Here is a 26,438-nt window from a genome sequence, read left to right on the forward strand (position 1 = left end):
GCCGCGCGGCGAAGTCGCGGCGATTGACTTCCGTCTCTCCGGCGCGAAGAATCGAGAAGCGGGTTTCCGTCGACGGTCGATCGGCAGTCCGCACGAGTTGTCAATTCGCGGTTTTTCGCGGTGCGTCTCCACCCTTAACCGAAGCCGGGTGAAGTCAACGATGAATCAAAGCAACGTTCAGGCCTCCAAAGTTTCGAGCGTTACGAAAACGCATGATCCTGACGGCTTGCCCCATGATGAGCTTCCCGCCGAGTTGCTGGAGAAAAAAGAGCGACTCTTGCAACTGCTGCGTAGCTTTGGAAGCTGCGCCGTCGCGTTCTCCGGCGGTTTGGACAGCGCCGTCCTGGCCAAGGCGGCGCATGCGGCCTTGGGGGAGCGGTCGGTGGCGGTGACCGGCGTCAGCGCAAGTCTCGCCGCCGGAGAATTGGAGGACTGTCGCCGCTTGGCCGCCCAAATCGGTATCCGCCATGTAATTCTGGAAACCGACGAACTGAGCAATCCGCTCTATCAACGCAACCTGGCCGACCGTTGCTATTTTTGTAAGACGGAGCTTTTCACCAAGATGGGCGACTGGGCGGAAAAGCTGGGAGTCGCGGTCGTCGTCGACGGTTCCAACCGCGATGATCGGGGAGATCACCGCCCCGGCATGACCGCCGCTCGCGAACACGGAGTCCGCAGCCCCCTCTCGGAGTGCGACCTATCCAAAGACGAAATCCGTCTTTTGGCCAAGCACTGGGGGTTGCCGATTTGGGACAAGCCCGCGTCGCCGTGTCTGAGCAGTCGCATCGCCTACGGCGAACAGGTCACGCCGGAGCGATTGGCCATGGTCGAGAGGGCCGAGCGCTTCCTCCGCGGCCAAGGTTTTCCGCTTCTTAGAGTGCGTTACCACAAGGGCGATCTCGCCCGAATCGAGGTACCGGTCGAACAACTGCCTCGACTATTGGAACCTGCGCTGCGGGATGCTTTGGTTCATGAATTGACCGAGGCGGGCTTCAAGTTCGTCACGCTCGATCTGATGGGATTCCGTTCCGGCAGCCTCAATCAATTGGTTCCCGCGGAGAGCCTTCAAATCATGGAGAAACGCTAGCCTGAGACGCCGGTCTCAAACATGGGCCATCGATCGGCGCGCTCATTCTGTGAGCCCACCCGGCAAATCCGCAACTGAGGCCCCCAAGGGTGGTGCATTTTCGACGGTCGCCGCGAAACGGGCTAGCGCGGCGGAGAAGGCGTAGCGATTCCTCCTGACGGGTCCCACTGCCACCAGGCGGCGGACGCGGCGCTGTTTTGAACCGTTCCCGGTGTTGGAGACGCGCCCGGTGGGGACGAAGCCGACATCGGGAAATTCGGCCCGGTGACCGGCGGTGACGGCCGAACGGGAGCGACGACGCCTTCTTGACCATTTTCCGGCGCTATTGGGACATTGCTCCCCCCGGATTTGGCGGTGCCTTCGACGGGTTGTTTCGGTCTGTCGTGATTGCCCAGAAAATAGACTTCCTCGGTTGCGGATACCTTGCGTTCCGGGCGATCGAAATTGACGAAAGGAATATCGAGCTTCTCTCCGGCGATCTGCGTCCCCGAGTAGATGTCTCCTCTCTGAAAAGGCCCCGCTCCAAGGATCCATACGTCCTGTGCCCAGCTTTTGGCAAGCACCTGACCGGACTGCCACAGCGGTCGCCCGCTTTCTCGTTGATAGGCGAACAGCAGGATCTTGGTCACTGCGGTTTGTTTGGTCCGCTTCACGAACGGAATCTCGGGTATGTTAGAGGGTGCACCTGCCGCGGCAAGGGCCGAGGGTAGGTTGGTTTGGGGGACGCCGATCAATAGGCTGTGCATGTCGGTGCCGACCGCGCCGGAGCGAACCTCCACGATGTAGTCCGCCTGTTCCTTTTTTTCCGTCAGAATAGCCCCGCCCGCCAACAATTGCTGACGAAGGGAACTCACCAAGTAAGTCGAGTCCACCACGTCTTTGAGATAGCTGTCGTCGAGAAATACTTTTTTCCCCACGAGTGCCCGAAAATCGATCTGACTCACCGCCTGGTCGATCGATGCGGAGATCAAGAGTTGTTCCGTCGCGGTGCGTCGGGTCTCGGTCCACTTCGAGGTGCCGCATCCGACACAGACGGCCGTTGCCGCCGCAAGGATGACGGCGGTGTAGTAGGGCGATCGCCTGCGCAATCGTGAGCGTGATTCCATGCTTCCGACCATTCACAGCCCTTCTTTCGGGGGGGTGTTTCTCAAGCTGAATCTTTGGGGCGGGAGAGTATAGCGTTCAGCTCGATGCGGCGAAAGCCGGGTTTTGTCCGCAATACGGACCGAACCGGCGACCGGTCGGCTGCGACTTGGGCGAGAAAAAGGGAAGAATGTGGAGATTCAATCGTCGTCCGGATCGGGTACTTCGGACGAGAATGCCTCATCTTCGGAAAAGAGCGACGGTTCTTGGGTGGGCTTTGTCGGCGGCAAGACCTGCGTCGGTTCCGCCCCAAAGACGTCGATCGCTTTTCGGACCAAGGGATTTTGCATGATATCGAAAAGCTGCTGTTGCTGAGAGACGGGGCCTTCGTTTCGACCCTCCAGCGGCGACGTTCCCTCCGTCAACACGAAGTCCACGGTGGTGTTCCGCCCGCAAATACGGCGCAGGGCTGCTTCGATCCGGGCTTTATTCTCCGGCCGACAGCAAAAGCCATGGCTGAATTTGGCTTGCGGCCGAAACAGGACCTGAAACCGTCCGCCCTCCAATCCCTGGACGCGATCGAATTGCCTCGCCTGTTCCGCGAGCAAGACGGGCAGCGTTTCGACGGCTTGCGTCCAGATTTCGAGCGCGCGATCAGGGTCCGTCGCGGCCGCTGAACCTTGTTGATCCCTAAGGGGGGCGGATTCGGCGACGTCATCGTCTCCCGCCGCCTCTTGCGGTCGCGGTGCCGGAGACCCCGAAGTCGGGGGGATTGCGACGCTTTGACTGCGCGATCGGCCCAGCGTGCGGGCGGGAGGCTCGGTCGGCCTCACGTCACGTGTCACGGGACTTACGGCGGATTGACCATCCGGGACCGGCGCCGCCCGCGAAAACGCGCTCGCCAAAGGCTCGCCGGGACGAAGGGCCGCGCCGGATGCGGGCGCCGACGCCGCGACGCGTGGATTTCCGGCAGGCTGGGATCGCAGTTCGACGAGGATCCGGTGCAGATCCTCCATTTCGTCCAGCATCACCAGTCGCACCAGGGCCAATTCCGCTACGATGCGATCGTGCGTCACCACGCGCATTCGGCTGAGCGCGTAATCCAAAATCTGCATGGAGGCCATCAAACGGTGCAGTCCGAGAGTTCGCCCGATGTCCGCAGCGCGGTCGGCTTGGTTCGGCCCGACCGTCAAAAGAATATCGCCCTTGCACCCGAGGGAGGCTGCTAGACAATCTCGGTAGAATGCCAGAAGCTGCTCCATCAAAATGGCAGCGTCGGCGCCCGCGGCAAGCACGCGATGAAGCTCGGTGAGCGCCGCTCCGGCATCCCGCGCGGCGATGGCCGTCACAATGGCCTCTACGGCATCGGTCCCGGCCAGGCCGAGCAGACGGTTCGCGTCCTCCAGGGTGAGGCGATCGGCGGCGAACGAAAGGAGTTGCTCCAGGAGCGATTGGGCGTCGCGCATGGATCCGGAGGCCTTTCGGGCGACCAACTCCAAGACGCCGTCGTCCACCGCCACGCTTTCGCTTTCCGCGATCGCCCGCAAACGATCCACGATTTCGGGGGTACGAATCCCCGCGAAATCGAATCGCTGGCACCGCGACAAAATCGTGATGGGAACCTTGTTCGGCTCCGTCGTGCAGAAGATGAATTTGACGTGCTCAGGCGGTTCTTCCAACGTCTTCAGCAAGGCGTTGAAGGCCTCCTTCGTGAGCATGTGGACTTCGTCGATGATGTAGACCTTGTAGCGGCTGCGACTGGGGCGCACCGCAATGCTCTGGCGGAGTTGGCGAATCTCTTCGATTCCGCGATTGCTGGCGCCGTCGATTTCCAGGACATCGACGTCTTCCCCATTAGCGATGCCAAGGCAGATTTCGCATTGATTGCACGGATCGGGCGTGGGGCCCTGCACGCAATTGAGCGCTTTGGCGAAGATGCGAGCGGTGGAGGTTTTTCCCACCCCGCGGGCGCCGGTGAAAAGATAAGCGTGTCCCACACGACCGTGCCGGATGGCGTTCGACAGGGCCGCCGCAACGTGCTCCTGTCCCACGAGGTCGCGAAACGATTGCGGACGGTAACGCCGAGCAACGACCAGATAATGGGAACCGCCCGATCGCTGCGTGATTTCCGCCTCGGCCTGCGATGCCCCGGCTTTAGGATCGGGTTCGGCTTTGGCTCGACGTGGACTCATGGATTACGTCCACTCGGGAATTCCGAGCTTTTCTGCGCGGGGACGTATTTGCCTTCGATCGAAACCCGAGTGCAACCCGGCCGGGCAAGGCGAACTTGGGCCGCTTGCGCCTCGGCGTTCCGTCGAATCCGGTCGGCGTCCGGCGAGGAGCCCACCGCACATGAAGATGACCGCTTATGGCTGCTGACTTTCGTCCCTGACCAGGTTCGCGGCTCCCCATTGCGGGGACCCCTCGCCGGGCGTCGGCTCGGCAGATGGCATTCCGCATACCTCCTTCGAGGCTTTCAACTGTTTTACGCGATACGAGAGGGGCCGTCAAATGGGGTGTGCGCACGAAACCGGAATCCGTCGCCCGGGATGGGCTACAGTGCAGCAGCGGATCGCCCCGATAGGCGGCCTCTTTCAATTAATTATGGTATCGGTCTCGAATTTCAGTGAAGGCCGTGCAACCGCTTCCGTAGGGTATGATCCAACCCTTACCGTGAGCCTGTGGGCTATGATTGAGGGTGTGGATTACTTGCCGAGAGGTGTTGCAGTTTTCGCTCGCTAGGACCTCAAGATATGTCGCGCGCATTCGGATGCATCGTGGGTGCTCGGCCGAACTTCATGAAGATGGCACCGTTGCTGCGAGCACTGGAAAAATACGACGATGTTCACACGCTGCTCATCCACACGGGGCAACACTACGACTCCCAGCTTAGCGACGTGTTCTTCGAAGATTTGGAGATGCGGCGCCCGGACATCCATTTGGGGGTGGGATCCGGTTCGCACGGTCGGCAAACGGCGATGGTGTTGGAAGCCGTGGAGAAGGTATTGGTCGATGCGAAGGCCGCGGGGCATCCCTTGGATCGCCTGATTGTGGTGGGGGATGTCAACTCCACCATGGCCGCCGCGCTGGCCGCCGCCAAGTTGCAGATTCCGGTGGCGCACGTCGAAGCGGGCTTGCGGAGCTTTGATCGCTCCATGCCCGAGGAAATCAACCGCATTGTCACCGACGTCATCTCCGATCAGCTTTTCGTATCCGAACCGTCCGGAGTGGAAAACCTGCGTCGAGAAGGGCATTCGCCGGACCGGATTCACCTTGTGGGAAATGTGATGATCGACACGCTTCGGTCGCTTTTGCCGAAGATTCGGCCGCGAGAGACCCTGAAGCGGTTGGGCATGGATGTCAAGGATTTCGGCGTCGTCACGCTGCATCGACCGTCGAATGTCGATCAGCCCGACACGTTGGCGCCGCTCCTGGAAGTCTTGTCCGATGTGGGTGACACGTTGCCCATCTTGTTCCCGATTCACCCACGCACGCAATCGCGGATTCGAGAATTCGGCTTGGAGTCGTTCTTGCGGTGGGAGGGCGATCGAAGGGGCGGGCTGATTCCGCTGCCGCCGCTGGGGTATCGCGATTTTCTGGCCTTGACGTCGTCCGCGAAAGTGGTGATCACGGACTCGGGCGGTTTGCAGGAGGAAAGCACGGCGCTGGGAATTCCGTGTCTGACGTTACGGCCGAACACGGAACGCCCCGTCACCGTGGAAGAGGGAACCAGCACCCTGGTCGGCAACGACGCAACGGCGCTCCGACGACTTTTGGAGGACGTCTTGAGCGGTCGCTACAAGCAAGGGCGATGTCCCGAACTTTGGGACGGGCACGCCGCGGAGAGAATCGCCGCGATATTGACGGCCTAACCGCCCCCGCGTTTTCAAGGGCCGAGCTGCGCTAGGACGGGCGGTCCGGCTTGAGCGGTTCGGGCATCGGCAAATCCAGCAGTTGCACCAGCAACATGAGTACGCCGAGCAAGATCGTTAGGATGGGAATCTCTCGATCGAGTTCCAAATAGCCGGTCTGACGCAAGACCGAGCAGATCGACGCCGCGAGGAAGAACGGTCCCAGCACCACTGAGAGTTTGTTGAAGCCCCCAAGGACGAAGGACAAGATGCCGACCGTCGCCAGGCCGATCGTCCACATCCAGTCCACGCCGGGAATGATTTTCAAGACATTCAGCAACCACGTTACCCCCAGCACGATCACGAGGATCGGAACCACGAATCGCTTTGTCGATGACATACGGATCATCTCCCGCCGGACAATCGGGCCGGACTCGGCAAGTCTCACCGCCGGTCGTTGGGTTCACAACTCCAATTCCCGCGCTTCGCAGGGCGCCGGACTCGATTAATCTATCCGTCGGGGACGGCGTCATCAATTCGGGCGAACGAAGATAGCGAAGATACGAAGATTCGTGTTCGCTAAACCTTAAGGTGAGGGCGGTTTGATGCGAACACGCTTGGATGCCCCCGCTTGCGAATTGCCGCACGACGACGTTTTTTCTATACTTCGATTGTGGAAATAGCGGCGCATAGTCCACAAGAGCGGTTTTTGTCTGAGGAGGTACGATCCGGTGACGGTGATTCGCGAAATCTTGGTGCGGAAAGGGACGCACGTTTACACGGTCGCCCCCGACGCTACGCTTCAAGACGTTGTGGACGAACTGGTTCAGCACAACATCGGGGCGGTTTTGGTTTGCCATCGCGATCCCGCCGCGGGTGAGGAAAAGTTGCTGGGAATCGTTTCGGAACGCGACGTTCTGCGGCGCTGTGCGCTTTCAGAGCGACCGTTGCGAGATTGGCGGGCGGAAGAGGTGATGTCGCGGAATCTGGTGACCGCCGGGCCGGACGATTCCGTGGGCGACGTACTCAAGGCCATGACGCTCAATCGCATCCGGCACTTGCCCGTTCTTCAAGAAGGCAAGCTGGTCGGGATCGTCTCCATCGGCGATCTCGTAAAGTCGCAACTGGACGAATTGGCGGTGGAGAACCGCTTCATGAAGGACTACATCCAGGGTTGAGCCGGTCCGTCCGCTTTCCGCCGTGCGTGGGACGGCGCGAAACGCCCGCTGTAAAACATTTTGCGCCGCATGCCTTGGGGGTGTCGTCCGCGTCACGCGCCGCTCACTGCCCCGCGGCGGAGTAGTGCTTGTCGGCGAAATCCAAGTAGCACCGCCAGTCGTATTCCGTGAGGTCGTGTTTCCCGCTGCGGACGTGGTATCCGATCGTCCCCATGATCGGTTGGTCGGGCGGCGGCATTTCGTCGGCGGGCAAACCATCTTTTCCGAAAAGTTGATAGACGGGCGAGGCCGCCTTAGCAGCCAAGAATTCCCCCTTGGGATCCGCCCAAAGGTCTTCGGACGCACTGGCGACATAGACGGGCCGCGGGGCTATCAGCGCGATCAATTCATGCTGATCGAACGGAAGTTCGTCCTCGCGGTTGCCGTACTTCTTGAAGTTCTCGCAAAACCAATGGGGAAACGCGATATTGATGCGTGCCACCGTCTCCCCAAACCGGCGTCGGCTGAGCGCCGCCCCGCCGCAACCCGAGTCGTTGGAAATCACGATGGCAAACCGCTCGTCTTGCGCTCCCGCCCATAGCGCGGTCTTGCCCAAACGAGAGTGACCCAGCACGGCAACTTTGTGGGCATCGACGTCGGGATCGGTTTCGAAGTAATCCATCGCTCGGCTCAGTCCCCAAGCCCACGCACCGATCGAACCCCATTCGTCCGGCGCGGGCCGGGTCTGCCCTTCTTTGTAAAACAGGGGATGAACGCCGTTTTGAAAACCGTCGTCAAAATCGGGGTCCAAATCGCCGTAATAGATCGTGGCGAGACCGTAGCCGCGACTGAGAATCAACTCGACGGGCCAACGACTTGCCGAGGTGCCGCGCGACGCCTCCGTGGCCCGATTGTTGACGACTCCCTTGTCGGGATTGTTGCGCATCCAACTCTGCGAAATCGTTATGCCCGGGTCCGCGTGAATCGTGTGGTTGCCGAAGAAATTCAAGCCCAAGAATATCGGCACGGGTCGCTGTGCCTGCTTGGGCAGGTAGAGCAACAGGTCCATTTTCGGCCCCGCGTCCCTGGCCGCGGAAAAGTATATAACGATTTCCTTTCTCACGGCGGCGCCCCCTAGCGCGTTCTCGTCCGTCGATCGGACTTGGAACGAGAGGGCGTCGGGACGCCCCGGCGATTTGCCGTACATCTCCCGGGCGAAGAGGGCCAAAAGCTCCGGGCGGCGCTTGTTCTTCCAGGTGTCGGCGTCCCGAACGATCGTGCCGTCTTGGCAAAGCAAGGGATCGGGCAGGGTATAGGACGGAACCAGGTTCTCGTCGTAGTTCACGGCGGCCTGCTCGGCGCATGAGCTTTGCCGGGCAACGCACGCGAGTATTGCCGCCCCAACAACCGTCCACAACATGCCGAGTCGGTCAGCCCGTTTCATGAGCGAGGTTCCTTGCGACCGGTTCCTGTCATCATCACCGCGCCGGCAACCGCCGGTGTCCCGACGACGCGAGACGCGAAGGCCGTCTGCGGACCGAAAACCGGCCCCCACCGAGTCGTGCCGCGTCGCGGATTCAGAACGGCCAAATGCGGGGCGCCAGCGTCACCGTCACCACGGTGTTCAGGATATTCACGGGAATCCCTGCCCGCAAGTAATCCGAGAATCGGTAGTTGCCCGGTCCATAGACCATCAGATTCGTTTGATACCCCAACGGCGTGGCGAAGGAGGCCGAGGCGGCCATCATGATACTGACCACGAAGGGTATGGGATTTACCCCCAGCGTGTTGGCGGTGGCCAAGGCGAAGGGGAACATCAGCGCAGCGGCGGCGTTGTTGGTGACCATCTCCGTCAGCACGGACGTCATCACGTGGATGGCCAGCAGCGAAAGCCACGGATTGTGACCGGCCAGGTCGATGAGGGAACCGGCGATGAGAGAGGCTGCTCCCGTCTTTTCCAAAGCTTGTCCCACCCCCAGCGCCGCGCCGATCGTCACCAAAAGCTGCCAATCGATGGCGCGGCGTGCCTCGGTGAGGGTGCAGCAGCGGAATAGGATCATGGCCGCGGCGGCCAGCAGAGCGCCCTTGAGCATGGTGATCCTGCCGAGCGAGGCCGTTACGGAACCGATTTGGATCGTGACGTCGCCCAAAGATTCACTGAGAGACACGACCAAGACCATAATCGCGAGAATGATGAGGGCGGCGGCGGCTTTTTCGAAGCGGGGCGGACGAGAGTCTTCCAGGCGGCTGAGCAGATAGAAATCCCGGCTATGCCGATGCGTTTCCATGAAGGAGGGATGTGCCTCTAACAATACGGTATCCCCTCGCCGCAGCACGATGTCGCCGATCTTTCCCGGCAATCGCTCTCCCTCGCGTGCCACGGCAATCACCACCGCGTTGTAAACGGACCGGAACCGACCATCGCGAATGGTCTTGCCCACCAAGGGGCAGCGGTCGCTGATGACGGCTTCGATGAGGCAGCGTTGCGAACGAGGCGCATCCAGCTTGAAGACTTGGTTCGTGGCGGGAACTAGCCCGCGAATTTTTTGCAGATCGCGCACCGATTCCACAACGCCGACGAATACCAGTCGGTCGTTCGCCCGCAATTTCTCTTTGGGGGACACGGCGGGCAAAATGTTTCCGTCCCGGTTGATTTCCGCCAGATAAAGCCCCGGCAAATGGCGCAAGCCCGCCTCCTCGATGGTCTTTCCCACGAGCTGACTACCGATCTCGACCTCCATTTCGGTGGTGTATCGTCGGGGGTCCTCCCGAACCGGCGCGGTGGGCTGGCGGTTCGGGAGCAAGAGACGGTGCGTTGAAACGACGACGAGAATGCCGGCAACGGCCAAAGGAATGCCGACCCAACTGATGTCCAGAAGGCCCAATCCGCGCGGCAAAGCGACTCCGCCGGCAGCCTGCGACTGATCTGCGGCCCGAATCAAGAGACCGTTCACCACCAAATTGGTGCTGGTTCCGATGACGGTGCACGTCCCGCCCAAAATGGCCGCGTAACTAAGCGGCAGGAGGACTTTGGAAGGGGTAATCCGGTGCTGCCGCGCCCAGTCGGTAACGGCAGGAGTCAGCATGGCGACGATCGGGGTGTTGTTGATGAAGGCGCTCATGGCGGCGGTGGGGGCCATCACCCGGAGAATCGCGCCGGCGGTGGTTTTCGGGCGACCGAATATCCGCTCGGCGAGGGCGGCGACGGCTCCCGTTTCGGTCAAACCGGCACCGACCACAAACAATACCGCAATGGTGATCATTCCTTCGTTCGAGAATCCGGACAGTGCCTCGCTGCTGGTAAGAACTCCTGAAACTAGGAGAACGACCAAGGCGCCCACCAGGGTTGCGTCCGGCGGAATCCTGGTCAATGCCAAGACCAAGAAGACTCCCACGAGCACGCCAAGAGAGAGGACGACTGCAAAGGTCATTCGGCAAAGTGTCCCGTCAAAATCGGCCGCGCTTCACCGGCCGAGCGATCCTCGACGAACCCCTCGCAGTATACCCGAAGGGCAATCGCAAAAAGCGTCCACGTATTTACCAGTTTATTTCCCGGCAGGTTCGGTGCACAATCGAAGGCAGCACGACGGTCCTCCCGAGCGGCTAAACCGTCGTGACGCCGCCGAGTGCACTCCCTCCGGCCGGCGGGGTGGTCGATCCATCTTCCGGTTTCAGCAACAGGAATTTTTGGAATGTCCTGGAAATCTGCTGGAGAGTTGTCACGACCACTTCCGTGCCGAATCGGCCGCTCAATTGTCAATTAGTACTATTATGATAATAATACTTATAATATAGCCTGAGTTAGGTGTCAATGCCTGCGCCCGGTTGGGATGCGCGGACAAGCGTAGGCATCTTCCACCCTCGTACTCAAAGCCGGATTCAGCCGGGCGGTTCGCACATGCCGCGGTCGCACGACACGATACAATAAAGCTTTCGTTCCACAGACTGCTCGGGCCCCGATTGCAGAGGCTCGATTCGGCTCCGTCGTCGGCGATGGCGGCCATGAACATTCACCTTGTAAGTTGAGATTCGTGAGGATGAAAGACAGTGCCAAGCCGGTTCCCCAGACGTCGTTGGATCGTCAACCCGCTGATACCGCTTCCGAAGATGTTTCTCCGGACGCGGGCGGAAATGCTTTGTCGTCCATGGAGGATCGGGTAGACGCCGCCGAACCGTCCGGGAATCGGGTCGACTTGAAAGCGATCGAAGAGGCGGTCCGGACGATCCTCCGGGCCGTCGGCGAAGACCCCGATCGCGAGGGGCTTCGCGAGACCCCGGCGCGTGTTGCGCGGATGTATGCCGAATTGTTCAAGGGACTTCGATCCGATCCCCGGCGCCATTTGCAAAAGGTGTTCACGGAACGCTACGATGAGGTCGTTCTGGTCAAGGATATCAGCTTCGAAAGCACCTGCGAGCACCATTTGATGCCCTTTATGGGCAAGGCGCACATCGCCTATTTGCCGGGTGGCAAGGTCGTCGGATTGAGCAAGTTGGCACGTGTCGTGGAGGACGTGGCGCGTCGCCCGCAGGTTCAGGAAAGAATGACGGAGACCATTGCCGACCTTTTGGTGGAAGAACTCGAAGTCCGCGGGGTCGCGGTCGTCGTGGAGGCCGTGCACACGTGCATGACCGTACGGGGAGTGCGGAAGCCGGGCAGCGTGTGCGTGACCTCCGCCATGCGCGGCGCCTTTCGCAACAACCCGTCCACACGGGCGGAAGTCATGACCCTGATCTTCGGCAACCACAAATAGGACCGATCGTCCCACGGGCCGGCGGCGACCGGAATGAGCACGACCTTTTCGGACCAACAAAGGGCGCGCGTTCACGAAGACCTTTCCGGTCTCGTGCGGGGCGATGTCCTGTCTGATCCCGTACAACTGCAAGTGTATTCCGGTGACGGCAGCATCTTCGAGATTCGCCCGCTTTGCATCGTCCGTCCACGGTCGATCGCCGACGTGACGGCCTGCGTGCAGTACTGCCGGGAGCATCAATTGCCGATTCACCCGCGCGGCGCGGGCTCCGGAAAGGCCGGCGAATCGCTTGGGCCGGGCGTGGTCATCGACTGCTCCACGCACCTCCGACGCGTGCTGGGGGTGGAGCAGGGCGGTCAATACGTCCGCGTTCAACCGGGGATCGTCCTCGAGCGTTTGAATGTGATGTTGGCCCGGCAAGGGCGGTTCCTCGATTGCGATCCCGCTTCCGCCCTGGTCTCCACCGTAGGCGGCCTGATCGGTCGCAACCCGATCGTGGCACGCGGCGTACGCCGGACCCGATTCGGCCGTCATGTGCGCGAAATTACCCTGGTACTCGACGACGGCACTCGTGTGCGTTTGGGGCGAGAGGATGTCGCCAAGCATCAGGCGACCGCCGCAAACTCGCGCAAGAGTCGATTGGTCGCGGAGGCGGCAGCCCTTCTCCGTCGCCATCAAGACACCTTGAACCGCGAACGGTCGCGGGCTCCCTTCTTAGGCGGCTACGGTGCGTGGGATGCCCTTCAAGACGAACGGCTGGACCTTGCGCAACTTGCTGCGGGCGCTGAAGGCACCTTGGGAGTGATCGTCGAAACCGTTCTGGAAACCGACTCGCTTCCAAGGAATGCCGCCGCTGCCCTGCTGCTTTTCGATTCCTTGGAGCGGGCGGCCATAACCGGAGAAGAGATTCTCCGCTACCATCCCGCCCTGTGCGAACTTCTGGATCGGCGGCACCTCAGCCTGGCTCGCCAATCCGATTCACGATTGGAGAGTTTGATTCCGGATCAGGTGGAAGCCGCGGTCGTCGTCGAAATCGTCGGCGAATCGGAACGCGTGGTCCGAAGCGAGCTTCAGGAGCTGGTGGAGGACGTTCGCGAAAGGAAAAAGCTCGCTATCGGTTCGCGATTGGCGTTCGACGAACCGGAAACGGCGTTATTACGGAGGCTTTGCAATCCTCACCAGTCGGCGTTCGTCAGGGGCGGTTCCACGCGGCCGATTCCGGTGCTGGATGATTTCGCTGTTCCGCCGGAGAATTTGCCGGCCTTCTTGGCATCCGTTCAAACGGAATTGCGTCGCCGCGGCGTCACGGCGGCCTTGCGTTGCCGATTAGGCTCCGGAATCGTGCTCTTGCATCCGTTCCTAGATATTCCCGATCGCCGGTCGCTCGAATCTCTGAAAGATTTGGCCGATTTCATGGCGTCCGCCGCGGTTCGATTGGGCGGCGGATTCGGGAGTTCCGAAGGGCTGGGAATTCCCCGGACCCGCCTCTTGCGGAGGCAGTTTCCAAAACTGCATCTGCTTTTCGCGGAGATCAAGCGCACCTTCGATGCGGGGTCGTTGTTCAATCCCGGCAAGGTCGTGGATGTGGATTCCACCTACGATTGGTGGCCTCATGTCCGTTCGCCGATCGTCGAGACGGCGACTCGAGAGCATGACGAGAATGCGGCAGGGGCCTGTGTTCGGCGACCGAACGGGAATCCGGATCCTGTCGGTCGTGATCCGATTCGCAATTCTGCGGACGGGGACTCCGTCGCGAAGGGTTCCCCGCCGGCGGTTGCAGCGGACGCAGCGACGCACGCCTTTCCCACGTCCGAGCAGAAGGAACACGCTCCCGGCGAAGAGTTGCCCTCGTTGCTGGTGACGCAGTTGGATTGGGAACCCCGGCGACTGATTGCGGATGTTCAAAAGTGCAATTTCTGCGGCCTGTGTCGCACGCAGTCGTCGCTGGAACGCATGTGCCCCATCTTTCGAGTCCTGCCTACCGAAGAAGCTTCTCCTCGCGCCAAGGTGCGAATGCTCCACGGCGTATTGTCGCACGACTTGCCGCTCGAAACCTTGACGGAAGAAACGGCCAAGGCGATTGCGGATTTGTGCGTCCATTGCCACATGTGCCGATCGGAGTGCCCCGCCGAGGTGGATGTTGCGCGTCTGATGTCGGAGGTCAAAGCGGCGTACGTCGCAGCGCACGGCATATCTACGTCCACGTGGCTGATGAATCGGATCGACCGGTGGGCGGCGTGGGCATCCGCGGTTTACCCGGTCGTCAATTGGGCGTTGGGCAACCGTCAAGCCCGCTGGCTCTTGGAAAGGTTTTGCGGGGTCGCCCACGGTCGCAAACTTCCTCGCGTCTATTCGCCGAGTTTCCTCCGCCGCGCGGCCCGTCGGCGATTGAATCAGGCGACCCGTCGCAACGGTCCTAAAGTGGTCTACTTCGTCGATACCTATGCCAACTGGTTCGACCCGGAATTGGCGGAAATGGCGGTTGCCGTCTTGGAGCACAACGGGGTGGCGGTGTACGTGCCGACCGACCAAGGATCGGCGGGGACGGCGGCTATCGCCTCCGGGGAACTGGACCTCGCGCGGCGACTGGCCCGCAACAACGCCGTGATCTTGGCGGAGGCGGTGCGACAAGGCTACCACGTGGTTACGACGGAACCCGCCGCCGCGGTGACCTTGACCCGAGAATACCCGCAACTGTTGGAGGATGAAGATAGCCGCCTGATTGCCAAGAATACCAGCGATTTGGGCGACTACCTGTGGCGTCTGCATCTGTCGGGCAGGCTACAGCTTGATTTCAAACCCATCACCCACGCCCTGGGGTACCATCAACCGTGCCGGTTGCGGGCGTTGGGCAAAGGATCACCGGGCGCCAAACTGATCCAACTGATCCCCGGACTGACCGTCGTTCGTACTCACGAGGCATGTTCGGGAATGGCGGGCACCTACGGGCTCATGCGCGACAACTTTCGAACCAGCCTGCGGGCGGGTTGGGGGTTGATCAACATGCTCAGGGATTCGGCCCTGGAAGGCGGAGCCACCGAGTGCAGCACCTGCAAGATCCAGATGGAGCAGGGCACGACGAAACCCACGCTGCACCCCGTCAAATTGCTGGCCGCGGCCTACGGACTATTCCCCGGCGGAACCTCTCGCCTGTTTCGCCCCAGCAAGGAATTGACTCTGACCTGACCGGCGACCCGGGGGCCCGACATACAATTCCGCGATGTCTTTTTTCCGGCGCGCGGAGCGACAGGGCAGTCGGCGGGATTACAGCAAACGTTCGCGCAGCAATCGCAGCGTCATCAACAGCAGCGTGAAGAGCACGACGCAGACGGCGGCGACGAGTATTAAGAGAGGGCCTAGGGCGAAGACCGGCAGCGTCCACGTCCACAGCGGCGACCAAAAGACCACGGTCGCCGAGGCAGCCAGGCAAAGGAACGGTCCGAACGGAATCTCGGTCCGACCGTGCAGCAGCAAGATCAGCAGCCCGACTCCGAGCGCGGCAAAAGGCGACAAAAAGAAGAGGATGATGCCGGGTTGCCATCCGAGGAAGGCCCCGAGCATCGCCATGAGCGTGACGTCTCCGAACCCCATCGCCTCGCGATCCAAGACCATGGATCCGACGATGCGGATGAGCCAGACCAAAGACGCGCTGGCCGCCATACCCACCAGGGAGGAAAGCAGCGATCGCCATGCAGCGCCGCCGAAGACCCAAACGAACAAGATCAGCGCCGATCCCGCGATTCCCATGACCAAAAGACCGCCGGTGACCCGGGAGCGGAATAACCTCGCCCAAAAATAGACGAATGCCTTGCGCCAGCCCTTGCGACCGTACCAGCGGCGCGGCAAGAGTGCGAATATCCAGAGCCACCAGCAGAACAATCCCACCAGCGCACCCCGTCCATGCGGTTGACCTTCCAGCGACTTGGGGAAGACGAACGGCGAACTCAACGTCAGAAATTCGCGCGCGTGTGTCGCATCCTTCCCTGCTTGTAAAGGGACGCTCCCGGCAAAGGTCGCCTCGAAGGGAGGCGGCGGTCCCGTCAAAGTTCGATTTTCGTCGACGATCAGCGAATGGGACGATAAGGCCGGACCCACGGGCAAGTGAGAAGTCGGCAGGATTGCCGCGAGCGTCAGTCCGATCAAGGTGCCGGGAATCGTCACCGAGTCCGGGATAATCTGCTCATCTACGTCGATTAAGGACGCCGTGAGCATGAACGCCATGAGAATGGCGTGTTTGAAGAAAACGTAGTGAAGCGTCATTGCGTCCGGGAGAGCAAGGTCTTCGCCCAGCAGTCCGCGCGACTCGACTTCCCACCAGTAGAGGAGAGGCAGGCCGGCCGCGCTCACAATCTCCACGAGCATCGGCCGAAGCCAGAAACCGCGCCCCAGCGTGGACTCTTTTCTGCGCAGAAACCACCAACCGAAGATCGGCAGAAAATCTCGTCGCAGCCTCGCGGATCGACCGTCTCCGATGCACCACGGGCTGAAGGGACGCGGGGTCCAAGCCAGTGCGTAGACGGCCCAGTTGACGACCGCTCCCAAGGCCGCTCCCAAGACGAAAAGCAGCCCCGCTCGGACGGGAAAAGGCAGATCCATGAGCCGATCCACGAGGTCTCAATTCCTTTCTTGGCCCAGTTCGATGCGGCTGAGAATCTCTTCCGCCAAACTTTCCGGCGACCGGTTTTCCGTGTCGATGATCAGATCCGCGGTTTGCCGGTAGATCGGCTCGCGTTGCGCCAGCAAACGAATGATTTCGTCCAATCCGCCCGTCGCAGTGAGGGCCGGCCGTCGGGCAGCGGTCGTGGCGTCCCCCTGCATCCTCGCGTGAATGGTCTGCGGGTTGGCTGTCAGCCAGATGACGACGCCCGACGCCTTCATGGCTCGACGGTTGTCCTCCCGCAGCGGAGCACCCCCGCCCGTGGCGATGACGACGAAGTCGCGTCCGCACCATTCCCGCACCGTTTTCGATTCGAGATCGCGGAAGGCCGGTTCGCCGTCTTCGGCGAAGATTCGAGCAATCGGCTTCCCCGCTTCCCGTTCGATCTCCTCGTCCAAATCGACCCAGGACCACCCCAGCCTTGCAGACAAAAGGCGTGCCAGCGTGGTCTTTCCCGTAGCCCGATATCCGATCAGGATCAGGTTCATGTCCGCTCCGCACGTTGTTGGGTCAAACGATCGAGCCTTCCGTGTATCAAATCATGGGAGCAAGGGGTGCGCGGCGAAGCCCGTCTTGCAACGGTTCGTTGCTCCATTTGCGGCACGCCGTTCACGGGACTCGCCGACTGCACACGCTACCATTTGGCCGCGGAAGTGGCGCGTTTCAACACTTCTCGCATGAGTTCGGCCGGTCCGTCTCTGCCGGTGAACAATTTGAACTGCATGCACGCCTGACGCACGAACATTTCCACACCGGTAACCACCTTGCAGTTGCGCGCCCGGGCGTCCTTGATTAGTAACGTATTCTCGGGGTTGTAAACGGCGTCGAAAACCAGCATGGAACCGCGCAGATACTGGGCTTCGAAGGGAGTTTCGTCGACATTGGGGTGCATCCCCACGGGCGTGCAGTTGGCGAGGACGTCCGGTTGGACGGAATGGCGATCGTCCCAGGGCACGTGCGAGCAGCTCAGTTTTTCCGCCAAAGAGCGGGCCTTTTCCTCGTCCCCGTCGCTCAATACCACTTCGCCGCCCGCCCGAAGGATGCCGAAGGCCACGGCCTTCCCCGCGCCGCCGGCGCCCAAGACCAAGGCCTTTTTGCCTTTGAGCGGGCTGACCCCGCCGACCGGACCACCCAAGGCGGCCTCGATGGCCTCCATCGCGGCGCGACAATCCGTGTTGTATCCCAGCCTTTCCTTATCTTGGAACACGATGGTGTTGGCGGCCCCGACCCCGCGCACCACCGAATCGGCCTTGGTCAACTTGGTAAGGACGGCCTCTTTATGCGGGATGGTGACGCTCAAACCCTTGATGTCCCAAACCGGGGCGTCTTCCAAAAAGGCGTATAGCTCTTCGCGCGGGACGCGGATGGGAATGTACACCTTTTTCATGCCGAAATGGCGGAATGCGGTGTTATGAATCAGAGGGCTGAGGCTGTGTCCCACCGGGTCGGCAATGACGCCATAGACCTCAGTCGCCCGTTCGATGTCGTCGTAGCTGTACACGTTCTTCATCTGCTCGAAACTTAGTTGTCCGGGCGCCAGGGCACGGTCCACATGGAACGTGGCGTAGGTGAATGGGGCACCGTATTTCCCAGCCAAAATCCGGGATGGAATTCCCATGTCTCCCATGCAGAAAGCCACGGTCGGAACGTTCACTTTCGAGAGCAATCGGAACATGCGGGTATTGTCTTGGGGACGGTTGGCCATGGTGCAAATCTTGACCACGTCCGCATCCAATTGCGCCAACCGTGCATGCAGCGACTCCAGATCGTTGGGAGTTTGTCGAAAGTCGTGATAGCTGATGATCCTCTTGGTAGCCCCATAGCGCGGTATCGAGGCCGCGACGTCCTCCTCGAGATCGACGTAATCGGCTCCCTCGGCGATGGCGGTGCGAAGCAGCAACTGCCGTTCCGCTTCCGTTCCGGCGAACCGCCCGCCGTCGCGCTCCCGGCGGCACGTCATGACGACGGGGCAGGGCCGGTCTTGAAGCAGACGCTTAATGTTGACCGACCCGCGAATGTAATCCAGACGAATTTCGACCAAGGAAGCGCCTTGTTCGGCCAGATGCCGATGCTCGGCGATGACGTGGCGATGACGACCGCGGGCGATACTGACGCAGATCATGAAGATGCCGTCCTCGAAGTTGTGGATGATCCGATAGGCGGAAGTGAAATGACCGACTTGAAGTGCCGCGGCACGGGGTCATGCCGCCGGTCGAGGCCTACCGTTTTCGATTATTCCTATCCTTTACACACGTTTGAAGTGTTTGTCGAGTTCTTCGCGACTGAAGATCAAGGCGGTCGGACGTCCGTGCGGGCAATGGTGGGCGTCTAGTACGTCCCGACTTTGCTCCAGGAGCGCGGTGATTTCCTCTTCGCTCAGCCGATCTCCCGCCTTGATCGCCGCCTTGCAAGCCATCGAATGCAAGATTCTGTCGATCAATTCGGCACGCCCCGGGGCGCGGTCCTTCGCCATCATGGGTTCCAACGCCATACGTAGCAATTCGCTCGGCGGAAGGCGACTCAGCATGGCGGGGCGACTCAGAACCAAGACGGTGCTGCCCCCGAACGGTTCGACGCGCATTCCCAGTTCCGCCAGCACTTCGGCCGACTCGAGTGCCGCGGTCGCCTCGGCGGGACTGAGGTCCACCGGTTCCGGCACCAGGAGCTGCTGAGACTCCAGGGGGCCTTCCTCCGCGCGGCGGCGGAGTTGCTCGTAGAGAATCCGCTCGTGCAGGGCATGTTGATCGATGACCACCACCCCCTCGTCGCTCTCGGCGATGAGATAGCGATTGTGGACCTGAATGGCCTTCGGTTGCCGGGGCGAACGGTCATGGACGCCGTCCAGGAAACTGGAAACCTCTCCGATCGCCGCATCCGCCGGGGCATCCGGCGACATATCTTCGGCGAAGCCGCCCGAATTCGTATCGCGCCCGGTTGTGAGTGGATCGTGCGCCGTCCTTGCCGCATCGTCCGAATTCGCCCCTTCAATCCAGACGCCAACGACGTCGGTTTCCGCCGGTCTGCCGAGGGATGTTCCCGCTTGTGCCGACGATTCGCCCGCGGCAAGCCAGGGCGCCGCGCCTTTCGCCCAATCGACAACCCGACGCCGCATTTCGAGAATCTTTTCGCGGTCGTGGGCTTCGTGAGGGTCGGCGATCTCCGGCATGGGGACTCGGGTGTTCAAATCACTCGTCAGGAACCGCGTCCTCAACGTGCCCAGCAATTGCCCGTAGAGCCTGCCGCCGTCCAAAAATCGCACTTCTTGCTTGGTGGGGTGAACGTTCACGTCGACCATGTCGGTCGGCATTTCCAAGTAAAGAAAGGCCACCGGTTGTCGTCCCACCGTCAAGAGTCCGCGATAGGCCTCGGACAACGCGTGCTGAAGGCTGCGATCGCGAATCGGTCGCCCATTGATGAACAAGAATTGTTGACGCGTGTTCGAGCGAGAAAGCTGGGGATGGCCCACGAAGCCATGAATCTTGACAGGCCCGTCCTCGCTTGCCACTTCGATCAAATAGTCCGCCAGTTCCCGGCCGAACATCGATGCGATGCGATCGACGGTCCGCTCCACGGGCGGCAATGCCCAGACCGATTTCTCGCCATGCCGCAGGGTGAAATGGATGTGCGGGTGCGCGAGCGCAATCTTGGCAACCGTTTCCGCCACGTGTGCCGCCTCGGTCGCCGTGGAACGAAGAAAACGACGTCGCACCGGCGTGTTGAAGAAAAGGTCGGCCACTTCGACGGTCGTTCCGACGGGGGCGCTACATGGGATGATCGTTCCGCGGACGCCGCCCTGCACGGTCATCTCGTGGCCCGCTTCTTCTTCGGCAGGGCGACTGCGGATCAACAAGCGACTCACTTCGGCGATGGAAGCCAATGCCTCGCCTCGAAACCCCAAGGTCTGCACGTGGAACAGATCATCGGCGTCGGCGATCTTGCTGGTGGCATGGCTGGTGACGGCAGCCTCGAGATCGTCCTCGGCGATGCCGCAACCGTTGTCGATGACGCGAATCACATCGATGCCGCCGCGTTCGATGACGACGTCGATCCGCGATGCTCCGGCGTCGATGGCGTTCTCGACCAATTCCTTGACGGCGCTGGCCGGGCGCTCGATCACCTCGCCCGCGGCGATCTTGTTCACGACGCTTTGAGGTAGACGATGAATTCGGCCCATGCTCGAAAGGAATCCGACTAGTGCAACATCACCCGATCCGACGAGCCTCCACCCAACATTCTAGACGAATCCGCACGATCGAAGGGCGGTTGGATGGTTCGCCGACCGATCCTCTCGGCACATCCCCGAAAACGTTTCGGCAAGTGCCGCGGACGGGCAGGTCTTAAAGCTGGTACTCCTTGATCTTGCGGTACAACGTTCGCTCGCCGATTCCGAGCAGACGAGCGGCCTCCTCGCGATTGCCGCCGGTGGCACGGAGGGTTTCGGCGATGAACATCCGCTCCAATTCCTCGAGCGGTCTGCCGACGAGGTTAGCCAGCGAAACCTGGTGATTCGCCGCGACGGGGGCCGAGCGATCGGCCAGTTCCTCCGGCAGATCGTCTACGTCCAAGATGCCGTCGAAATCCACTACGGCCATGCTCTCGATGACGTTGCGAAGTTGTCTTACGTTGCCCGGCCAGCGGTAGGTTTGCAAGATCCTCCGCGCCGCGGGGGAAACTCCGCGAATCTGTTTTCCGTGCTTTTTTGCGAACATCCGCACAAAGTGATCGGTCAAGACGGGAATGTCTTCGGGGCGCTCCGCCAGGCTGGGCAAGCGTATCGTCACCACCTTCAAGCGGTGGTAGAGGTCGGCTCGGAATCGCCCCGCCTGAACGGCCTCTTCGAGATTCTGGTTCGTGGCGGAAAGGACTCGCACATTGACCTTGATCGGCTCGTTGGAACCGACGCGCGTGATTTCTCCGTTTTCCAGCACGCGAAGCAGTTTGATCTGCGTCGCGATGGGCATGTCGCCCACTTCGTCGAGAAAGAGTGTGCCGCCGTGGGCGTACTCGAATTTGCCCACCCGGTCGCTGCACGCGTCGGTGAAGGCCCCTTTGACGTGTCCGAACAACTCGCTCTCGAGGATGTTCTCACTGAGGGCGGCGCAATTGAGGGCGACGAAGGGTTTGTTTTTCCGCGGGCTGTTTTGATGGATGGCCTGAGCGACCAGTTCCTTTCCCGTACCGGTTTCGCCCAGAATCAGAACCGTGGCGTTGGTCGGGGCGATCCGCTTGAGTTTTTCGATCACTTCGCGCATCTGCGGACTGTCGCCGACGACGCCCTCGAATCCGAATTTCTCATCCAATCGCCGATGCAGTTCCAGGTTGGCCCGGCGAAGCGCGACGTTTTCGGCGGCCTTTTCCGTAACCGCCCGAAGTTGCGCGAGATCCAGCGGCTTCAGAAGGTAATTGAACGCCCCCTCGCGCATGGCGGTGACGGCGGACTGGATCGTTCCATGTCCGGTGATCAAGATCACTTCCGATTCGGGTTGCTCTTGCTTGGCGAGGCTGAGAATCCCCAGACCGTCGATGTCGTTCATCACCAGGTCCGTAATGATGACGTCGAATTCTTTTTCGCGGATGAGCCGCGCACCCTCCGGTCCGGAAGTGGCGGTGGCACACGCGAATCCCGCCCGTTCCAAGACTTCCGCAACGGTCTCGGCATGAGCGCGATCATTGTCGATGATGAGAACTCGGGTCGGCGGCGGTCGATCGTTGCCGCGTCCCTTTTCGCCCGCGATCATGGCGTTCCTCCTCTAGGCGGCAGTCGACTCGTCCCGTTGGCGGCCCAAGTCGGCCGACAAACGCGGCGGCGTCGGGAGCGTGATGCTGACCTGCGTCCCCTTGCCCAACTCGCTTTGAATTCGCAGGCTGCCGCCGTGGGCCTCGATGATCTTACGCGCCGTCGGCAACCCCAGGCCGGTGCCGCCCTGTTTGGTGGTGAAGAAGGCCTCAAAAGCCCGCTCCACGGTTTCGGGCGACATGCCGCGACCGGAGTCGATCAGGTCCACCGTCACTCCGTCGGGACTGGGGAACGTTCGCACGACGAGTTGTCCGCCGTCGGGCATCGCTTGCTGGGCATTGATCAGCAGGTTGAGCAAAGCCGACTGAAACGCGTCAGGGTCTAACAGCACGCTGGGGATGTCGCCCGTCAAATACTCGATGATTTCCACGCCGGCCTCCTTCGCCCTAGGCGCGAAGAATTGCAAGGCTCGGCGAACCGCCTCGTTGAGGGCGGCGGGACGCAAGTTGAGCCGATCCGCCCGGGCAAACCGAAGAAAATCGTCCAGGATCATCTGGAGACGATCGCATTCTTGCTGAACCATTTTGACCTTGTTCAGCGTTCGGCGCTCCTTCGGCGTTTGGGGTTCCGCGAAATCCTCGGCCAAAAGCTCCATGTTGAGACGGATCGTGGAGAGAGGATTCTTGATTTCATGGGCCAAAGCCCCCGCCAATCGGGCAATTTCTTGATAGCGGTCGAGAAGTTCCCGTTGGGATGGCCGGTCCGACATGTCGCGACGTCCCTCCTGCCGGTTTCGATCTCCCCACACGAAGGTCGGGCATGCGGCGAAACCACAATCCGTTAGTGTATCGCTTTTTCGCGCCGGTGTCAGAATCCGGAGTCTCGAGTTGCGACAACATGCGCCGCATTTCCGAATCGCGGATCGATCGACGCAAGTTATAAAAAAATCGCCGCGCCAAAAGTGCGGCGATGCGGGCCGAGCGACCCCAATAACAACCGGCGGGACGAGGCCCCAAATCCGGTGCGGGCCGGAATATCCCCTATCTCCGGCGATTCGGTCCTGTAACGGCAAGCTTAGCGCCGACGGTGCCCCGGGCCTTGACGCCGATGCTGGTGCGAGGGAGGCGGCGGTGGAGCGGGGGCTTCGCCCTGTTCCCCGCCTCCTTCCTTTTGATTCAACTCTCGGAGCGCGATCTTGCGGCTCAGTTTTACGCGATCCTGATCGTCGATCGCGATGACCTTGACCGGCATGGCGTCGCCCACCTTGCAGATATCGGAAACGCTCGCCACGTATTCATCGGCCAATTCACTGATATGGCACAAACCGTCGCGACCGGGGAGGATTTCGACGAAGGCCCCGAAATCCTTGATGCTGGTGACACGACCGTCGTAGATCTTGCCGATCTCGATCGAAGCCGTCAAAGCCTCCACTTGCCGCATGGCGGCCTGAGCGTCTTCCGCCGACGCCGCCGAGATGGTCACGGTGCCGTCGTCTTCCACTTCGATGACCGACCGGGTCTTCTCTTGCAACGCACGGATGGTCTTTCCACCCGGCCCGATCAAGGCACCGATCTTGTCGACGTCGATCTTGGTTCGCAGCAATCGGGGAGCCCAGGGAGAAATGTCGTTGCGCGGACGCGGAATCACGGCCAGCATCTTGCGCAAGATTTCGATTCTGGCCTCTCGGGCCTGTTTCAGTGTAGCCCTGATGATGGCCTCATTGATGCTCTTGGCCTTCAAATCGAGCTGGATTCCCGTAATTCCATTCGGCGTACCCGCCACCTTGAAATCCATGTCGCCGAAATGGTCCTCGTCGCCGATGATATCGGTCAGCAGGGACCATTGATCTTCCGACTCCTTGACCAGGCCGATCGAGATGCCCGCCACGGGATTCACGATCGGCACGCCGGCGGCCATCAACCCCAGGGTCGCCCCGCAGACGGTCGCCATGCTGCTCGAACCGTTGGACTCCAAGATGTCGGAAATAATGCGGATGGTGTAGGGGAATTCGTCGGGGCTGGGCAGTACCGATTCCACGCTCCGCTCGGCCAGGGCGCCGTGGCCGATTTCGCGACGTCCCGGACCGCGGATCGGTCGGCACTCACCCACGCTGAACGGCGGGAAGTAGTAATCGAGCATAAACTTCTTACTGTATTCATCGATGATGCCGTCGACTCGCTGCTCGTCGCGAGGAGTTCCCAACGTCACGGTGATCATGGCCTGCGTTTCGCCGCGCTGGAAGAGAGCCGACCCGTGAACCCGCGGCAGGACGTCCACCTTGCAGGTGATGGGACGAATCTCGTGCAAGGCTCGACCGTCGGGACGGACGCCGTTCAAAAGGAGATCTCGCATGACGCGGCGTTCCAACTCGTGCCAAGCGGAGTCGAATTGCTCGACCGTGAAATCGGCCTCTTGCCCCTCGGCCGGCATCATCTCAGCCAAAGCCTGCTCTTTCAGCGCCGAGACCGCCGCCGCTCGCTCCATTTTTCCCGGCGTCGTCTTGGCCGTCCGGAAGGCGTCGTAATATCGCGACTTCAAGGCTTCGTAAAGCGGGCCGGGCTTGACCGGTTCGAATTCGATCTTCTTCGGCTGAATTTGTTCGACCAGCCTCTTTTGCAGCCCGATGACCTGCTTGATGAACTCGAAGGCCGCCGCAATGGCGTCGGCGACGACGTCCTCGGGCACTTCGCGGCCGAAACCTTCAATCATCAAAACGCCGGCCTCCGACCCCGACACGATCAGATCGAGATCGGCGCGGTCACACATTTCCTCGGTGGGGAACGGAACCACCAGACCGTCGATCAAGGCCACCCGAACGGAAGCCAGCGGCCCTTCGAAAGGTATCGGCGAGATCATCAGCGCCGTAGCGGAACCGATCATGGCGAGGACGTCGGGATCGTTCTGCCGATCCGCGGCCATGGTCATGGCCTGGACCTGCACCTCGTCACGATAGCCTTCCGGAAAGAGCGGCCGGATCGGCCGATCGATGAGTCGCGAGATCAGCACTTCACGCGTGCTGGGGCGGCCCTCGCGTTTGAGAAATCCGCCGGGAAACTTACCTGCTGCGGCGTACCTTTCGCGATAGTCGCAACTTAAGGGAAAGAAGTCGATTCCCGGCCGAGGCGGTCCGGCGGTGACGGCACACAACACCACCGTGTCGCCGTACCCGACTAAACAACAACCTGCCGCTTGTTTCCCCAGTTCTCCCGTTTCAATCCACAGAGACTGGCCGCCGATCTTTTCTTCTACCCGTGTCTTCAACTTTTCTTACCTTTGCAATCCGCGATGCGACGGCGATTGCAAGGGCACTTCCGGGTTTTCGTTGCAAAGGAACCGAATCGAGAAGGGTCAGCTTATTCCAGGTACCCAACCACGGAATTCGCGAACCATCGATCGACCGACGCTATTTCCGCAGTTCCAGTTTTTGTACGATTTCGACGTACCGCTCGGGCGCCGTGCGTTTCAGGTAGTCCAGCAAACGGCGTCGTTGCCCGACCAGCATCAGCATGCCTCTTCGCCCGGCGAAGTCCTTGCGGTGCACCTTCAGATGCTCGGTCAAAGACTTGATTCGCGAGGTCAATACGGCGATCTGTACCTCCGGCGAACCGACGTCGTTCGCTGACCGTCGATACTGCTCAATCAACTCCCGCTTTCGTTCCCTGGTGATCGTCATCTGAAACCCGCAAGTGCTGTCGACCGAAAAAATCGTTCCTTTGCAACGGTGTCCCGTGTGCCGATGCCGGATTCACCGTACCGCACCAACTCACTTCACCATAGCCTGACAAACGCGTCCAACCATCTTAATGTACTAGGAATCCCCCCATCTGAAAAGGGCGTCTGATGCTTCCGTCAAACCGAGGGAGCCTATTGCTAAACATTGGGGGGGTAGGTCAGCCCAACAGAGCCTTCGCCCTGGCTGTTTCCCGGCTATAACGACCGAATTTGTAAAGGAAGGTCTTGCGTTTTGTTGCGCTTTTGGCGACCTTTGCAAGTCGAGCGTACTTTTGTGCAAGGGCTTGCTTCACCTTTGCCAATCGTTCCAATTCCCGTTCTCTCGCGTTCATGGTCTTCTCCACATCGTCGTTCGCGGCTTCGATCTACTGAAATATTCAGGG

General features: G+C 60.8%; 19 protein-coding genes and 1 other RNA gene. 5 read left to right on the forward strand and 15 right to left on the reverse strand.

Features of this window, described 5'->3' with window-relative positions:
- Window positions 1–160: 160 nt before the first annotated feature.
- Window positions 161–1,087 carry an ATP-dependent sacrificial sulfur transferase LarE gene (gene larE, locus ACYQ6J_RS09095; protein ID WP_460183867.1) on the forward strand — a complete coding sequence of 309 codons (927 nt, stop codon included), beginning with the start codon at window positions 161–163 and terminating at the stop codon, window positions 1,085–1,087.
- 122 nt (window positions 1,088–1,209) lie between these two features.
- Here the strand turns inward: larE and ACYQ6J_RS09100 are convergent, their stop codons facing one another.
- The 3 genes from ACYQ6J_RS09100 to ffs all read right to left on the reverse strand — a co-directional run bounded on the left by ACYQ6J_RS09100 (window position 1,210) and on the right by ffs (window position 4,599).
- Window positions 1,210–2,193: a DUF6655 family protein gene (locus ACYQ6J_RS09100; RefSeq protein WP_460183868.1), complete on the reverse strand. Its 984-nt coding sequence runs from the start codon at window positions 2,191–2,193 to the stop codon at window positions 1,210–1,212.
- 177 nt (window positions 2,194–2,370) lie between these two features.
- Window positions 2,371–4,362 (reverse strand): DNA polymerase III subunit gamma/tau, encoded by a 1,992-nt coding sequence (gene dnaX / locus ACYQ6J_RS09105; RefSeq protein WP_460183869.1) that lies wholly within the window; start codon window positions 4,360–4,362, stop codon window positions 2,371–2,373.
- Window positions 4,363–4,500: 138 nt separating this feature from the next.
- Window positions 4,501–4,599, reverse strand: an RNA gene (gene ffs, locus ACYQ6J_RS09110) — signal recognition particle sRNA small type.
- A 324-nt stretch (window positions 4,600–4,923) separates the two neighbouring features.
- On the opposite strand from ffs, the gene wecB reads away from it, so the two are divergent.
- Window positions 4,924–6,042: a non-hydrolyzing UDP-N-acetylglucosamine 2-epimerase gene (wecB, locus tag ACYQ6J_RS09115; RefSeq protein ID WP_460183870.1), complete on the forward strand. Its 1,119-nt coding sequence runs from the start codon at window positions 4,924–4,926 to the stop codon at window positions 6,040–6,042.
- 31 nt (window positions 6,043–6,073) lie between these two features.
- Here wecB and ACYQ6J_RS09120 read toward each other — a convergent pair whose 3' ends face one another.
- Window positions 6,074–6,421 (reverse strand): hypothetical protein, encoded by a 348-nt coding sequence (locus ACYQ6J_RS09120; RefSeq protein WP_460183871.1) that lies wholly within the window; start codon window positions 6,419–6,421, stop codon window positions 6,074–6,076.
- A gap of 331 nt (window positions 6,422–6,752) precedes the next feature.
- Here ACYQ6J_RS09120 and ACYQ6J_RS09125 point away from each other — a divergent pair, with 331 nt between their 5' ends.
- Complete coding sequence (locus ACYQ6J_RS09125; protein ID WP_460183872.1) at window positions 6,753–7,199, forward strand: CBS domain-containing protein; 447 nt, start codon at window positions 6,753–6,755, stop codon at window positions 7,197–7,199.
- A gap of 103 nt (window positions 7,200–7,302) precedes the next feature.
- Here ACYQ6J_RS09125 and ACYQ6J_RS09130 read toward each other — a convergent pair whose 3' ends face one another.
- A complete protein-coding gene (locus ACYQ6J_RS09130) occupies window positions 7,303–8,622 on the reverse strand; it encodes a glucuronyl esterase domain-containing protein (protein ID WP_460183873.1) in 1,320 nt (439 codons plus the stop codon).
- Between the two features lie 133 nt (window positions 8,623–8,755).
- On the reverse strand, window positions 8,756–10,609 hold the full coding sequence (locus ACYQ6J_RS09135) for an SLC13 family permease (RefSeq protein ID WP_460183874.1): 1,854 nt from the start codon (window positions 10,607–10,609) through the stop codon (window positions 8,756–8,758).
- A gap of 714 nt (window positions 10,610–11,323) precedes the next feature.
- Between ACYQ6J_RS09135 and folE the strand changes: the two genes are divergently transcribed.
- Both folE and ACYQ6J_RS09145 read left to right on the forward strand, forming a co-directional pair.
- A complete protein-coding gene (gene folE, locus ACYQ6J_RS09140; RefSeq protein ID WP_460185536.1) occupies window positions 11,324–11,929 on the forward strand; it encodes a GTP cyclohydrolase I FolE in 606 nt (201 codons plus the stop codon).
- Window positions 11,930–11,962: 33 nt separating this feature from the next.
- Window positions 11,963–15,115: an FAD-binding and (Fe-S)-binding domain-containing protein gene (locus tag ACYQ6J_RS09145; RefSeq protein WP_460183875.1), complete on the forward strand. Its 3,153-nt coding sequence runs from the start codon at window positions 11,963–11,965 to the stop codon at window positions 15,113–15,115.
- A gap of 78 nt (window positions 15,116–15,193) precedes the next feature.
- Here ACYQ6J_RS09145 and ACYQ6J_RS09150 read toward each other — a convergent pair whose 3' ends face one another.
- The 9 genes from ACYQ6J_RS09150 to ACYQ6J_RS09190 all read right to left on the reverse strand — a co-directional run bounded on the left by ACYQ6J_RS09150 (window position 15,194) and on the right by ACYQ6J_RS09190 (window position 26,387).
- Window positions 15,194–16,537 carry a prepilin peptidase gene (locus ACYQ6J_RS09150; protein ID WP_460183876.1) on the reverse strand — a complete coding sequence of 448 codons (1,344 nt, stop codon included), beginning with the start codon at window positions 16,535–16,537 and terminating at the stop codon, window positions 15,194–15,196.
- Between the two features lie 6 nt (window positions 16,538–16,543).
- Complete coding sequence (locus ACYQ6J_RS09155) at window positions 16,544–17,074, reverse strand: shikimate kinase (protein WP_460183877.1); 531 nt, start codon at window positions 17,072–17,074, stop codon at window positions 16,544–16,546.
- Between the two features lie 146 nt (window positions 17,075–17,220).
- Window positions 17,221–18,708: a shikimate dehydrogenase gene (gene aroE / locus ACYQ6J_RS09160; protein ID WP_460183878.1), complete on the reverse strand. Its 1,488-nt coding sequence runs from the start codon at window positions 18,706–18,708 to the stop codon at window positions 17,221–17,223.
- Between the two features lie 123 nt (window positions 18,709–18,831).
- On the reverse strand, window positions 18,832–20,760 hold the full coding sequence (gene mutL / locus ACYQ6J_RS09165) for a DNA mismatch repair endonuclease MutL (RefSeq protein WP_460183879.1): 1,929 nt from the start codon (window positions 20,758–20,760) through the stop codon (window positions 18,832–18,834).
- Between the two features lie 163 nt (window positions 20,761–20,923).
- Window positions 20,924–22,324 (reverse strand): sigma-54-dependent transcriptional regulator, encoded by a 1,401-nt coding sequence (locus ACYQ6J_RS09170; protein ID WP_460183880.1) that lies wholly within the window; start codon window positions 22,322–22,324, stop codon window positions 20,924–20,926.
- A gap of 12 nt (window positions 22,325–22,336) precedes the next feature.
- Complete coding sequence (locus ACYQ6J_RS09175) at window positions 22,337–23,092, reverse strand: sensor histidine kinase (RefSeq protein ID WP_460183881.1); 756 nt, start codon at window positions 23,090–23,092, stop codon at window positions 22,337–22,339.
- Between the two features lie 305 nt (window positions 23,093–23,397).
- Window positions 23,398–25,584 (reverse strand): polyribonucleotide nucleotidyltransferase, encoded by a 2,187-nt coding sequence (gene pnp / locus ACYQ6J_RS09180; protein ID WP_460183882.1) that lies wholly within the window; start codon window positions 25,582–25,584, stop codon window positions 23,398–23,400.
- 142 nt (window positions 25,585–25,726) lie between these two features.
- Window positions 25,727–25,996 carry a 30S ribosomal protein S15 gene (rpsO, locus tag ACYQ6J_RS09185; RefSeq protein WP_460183883.1) on the reverse strand — a complete coding sequence of 90 codons (270 nt, stop codon included), beginning with the start codon at window positions 25,994–25,996 and terminating at the stop codon, window positions 25,727–25,729.
- A gap of 217 nt (window positions 25,997–26,213) precedes the next feature.
- Window positions 26,214–26,387 carry a hypothetical protein gene (locus ACYQ6J_RS09190; protein WP_460183884.1) on the reverse strand — a complete coding sequence of 58 codons (174 nt, stop codon included), beginning with the start codon at window positions 26,385–26,387 and terminating at the stop codon, window positions 26,214–26,216.
- Window positions 26,388–26,438: the final 51 nt, after the last annotated feature.

The sequence above is a fragment of the Thermopirellula anaerolimosa genome (assembly GCF_054657335.1).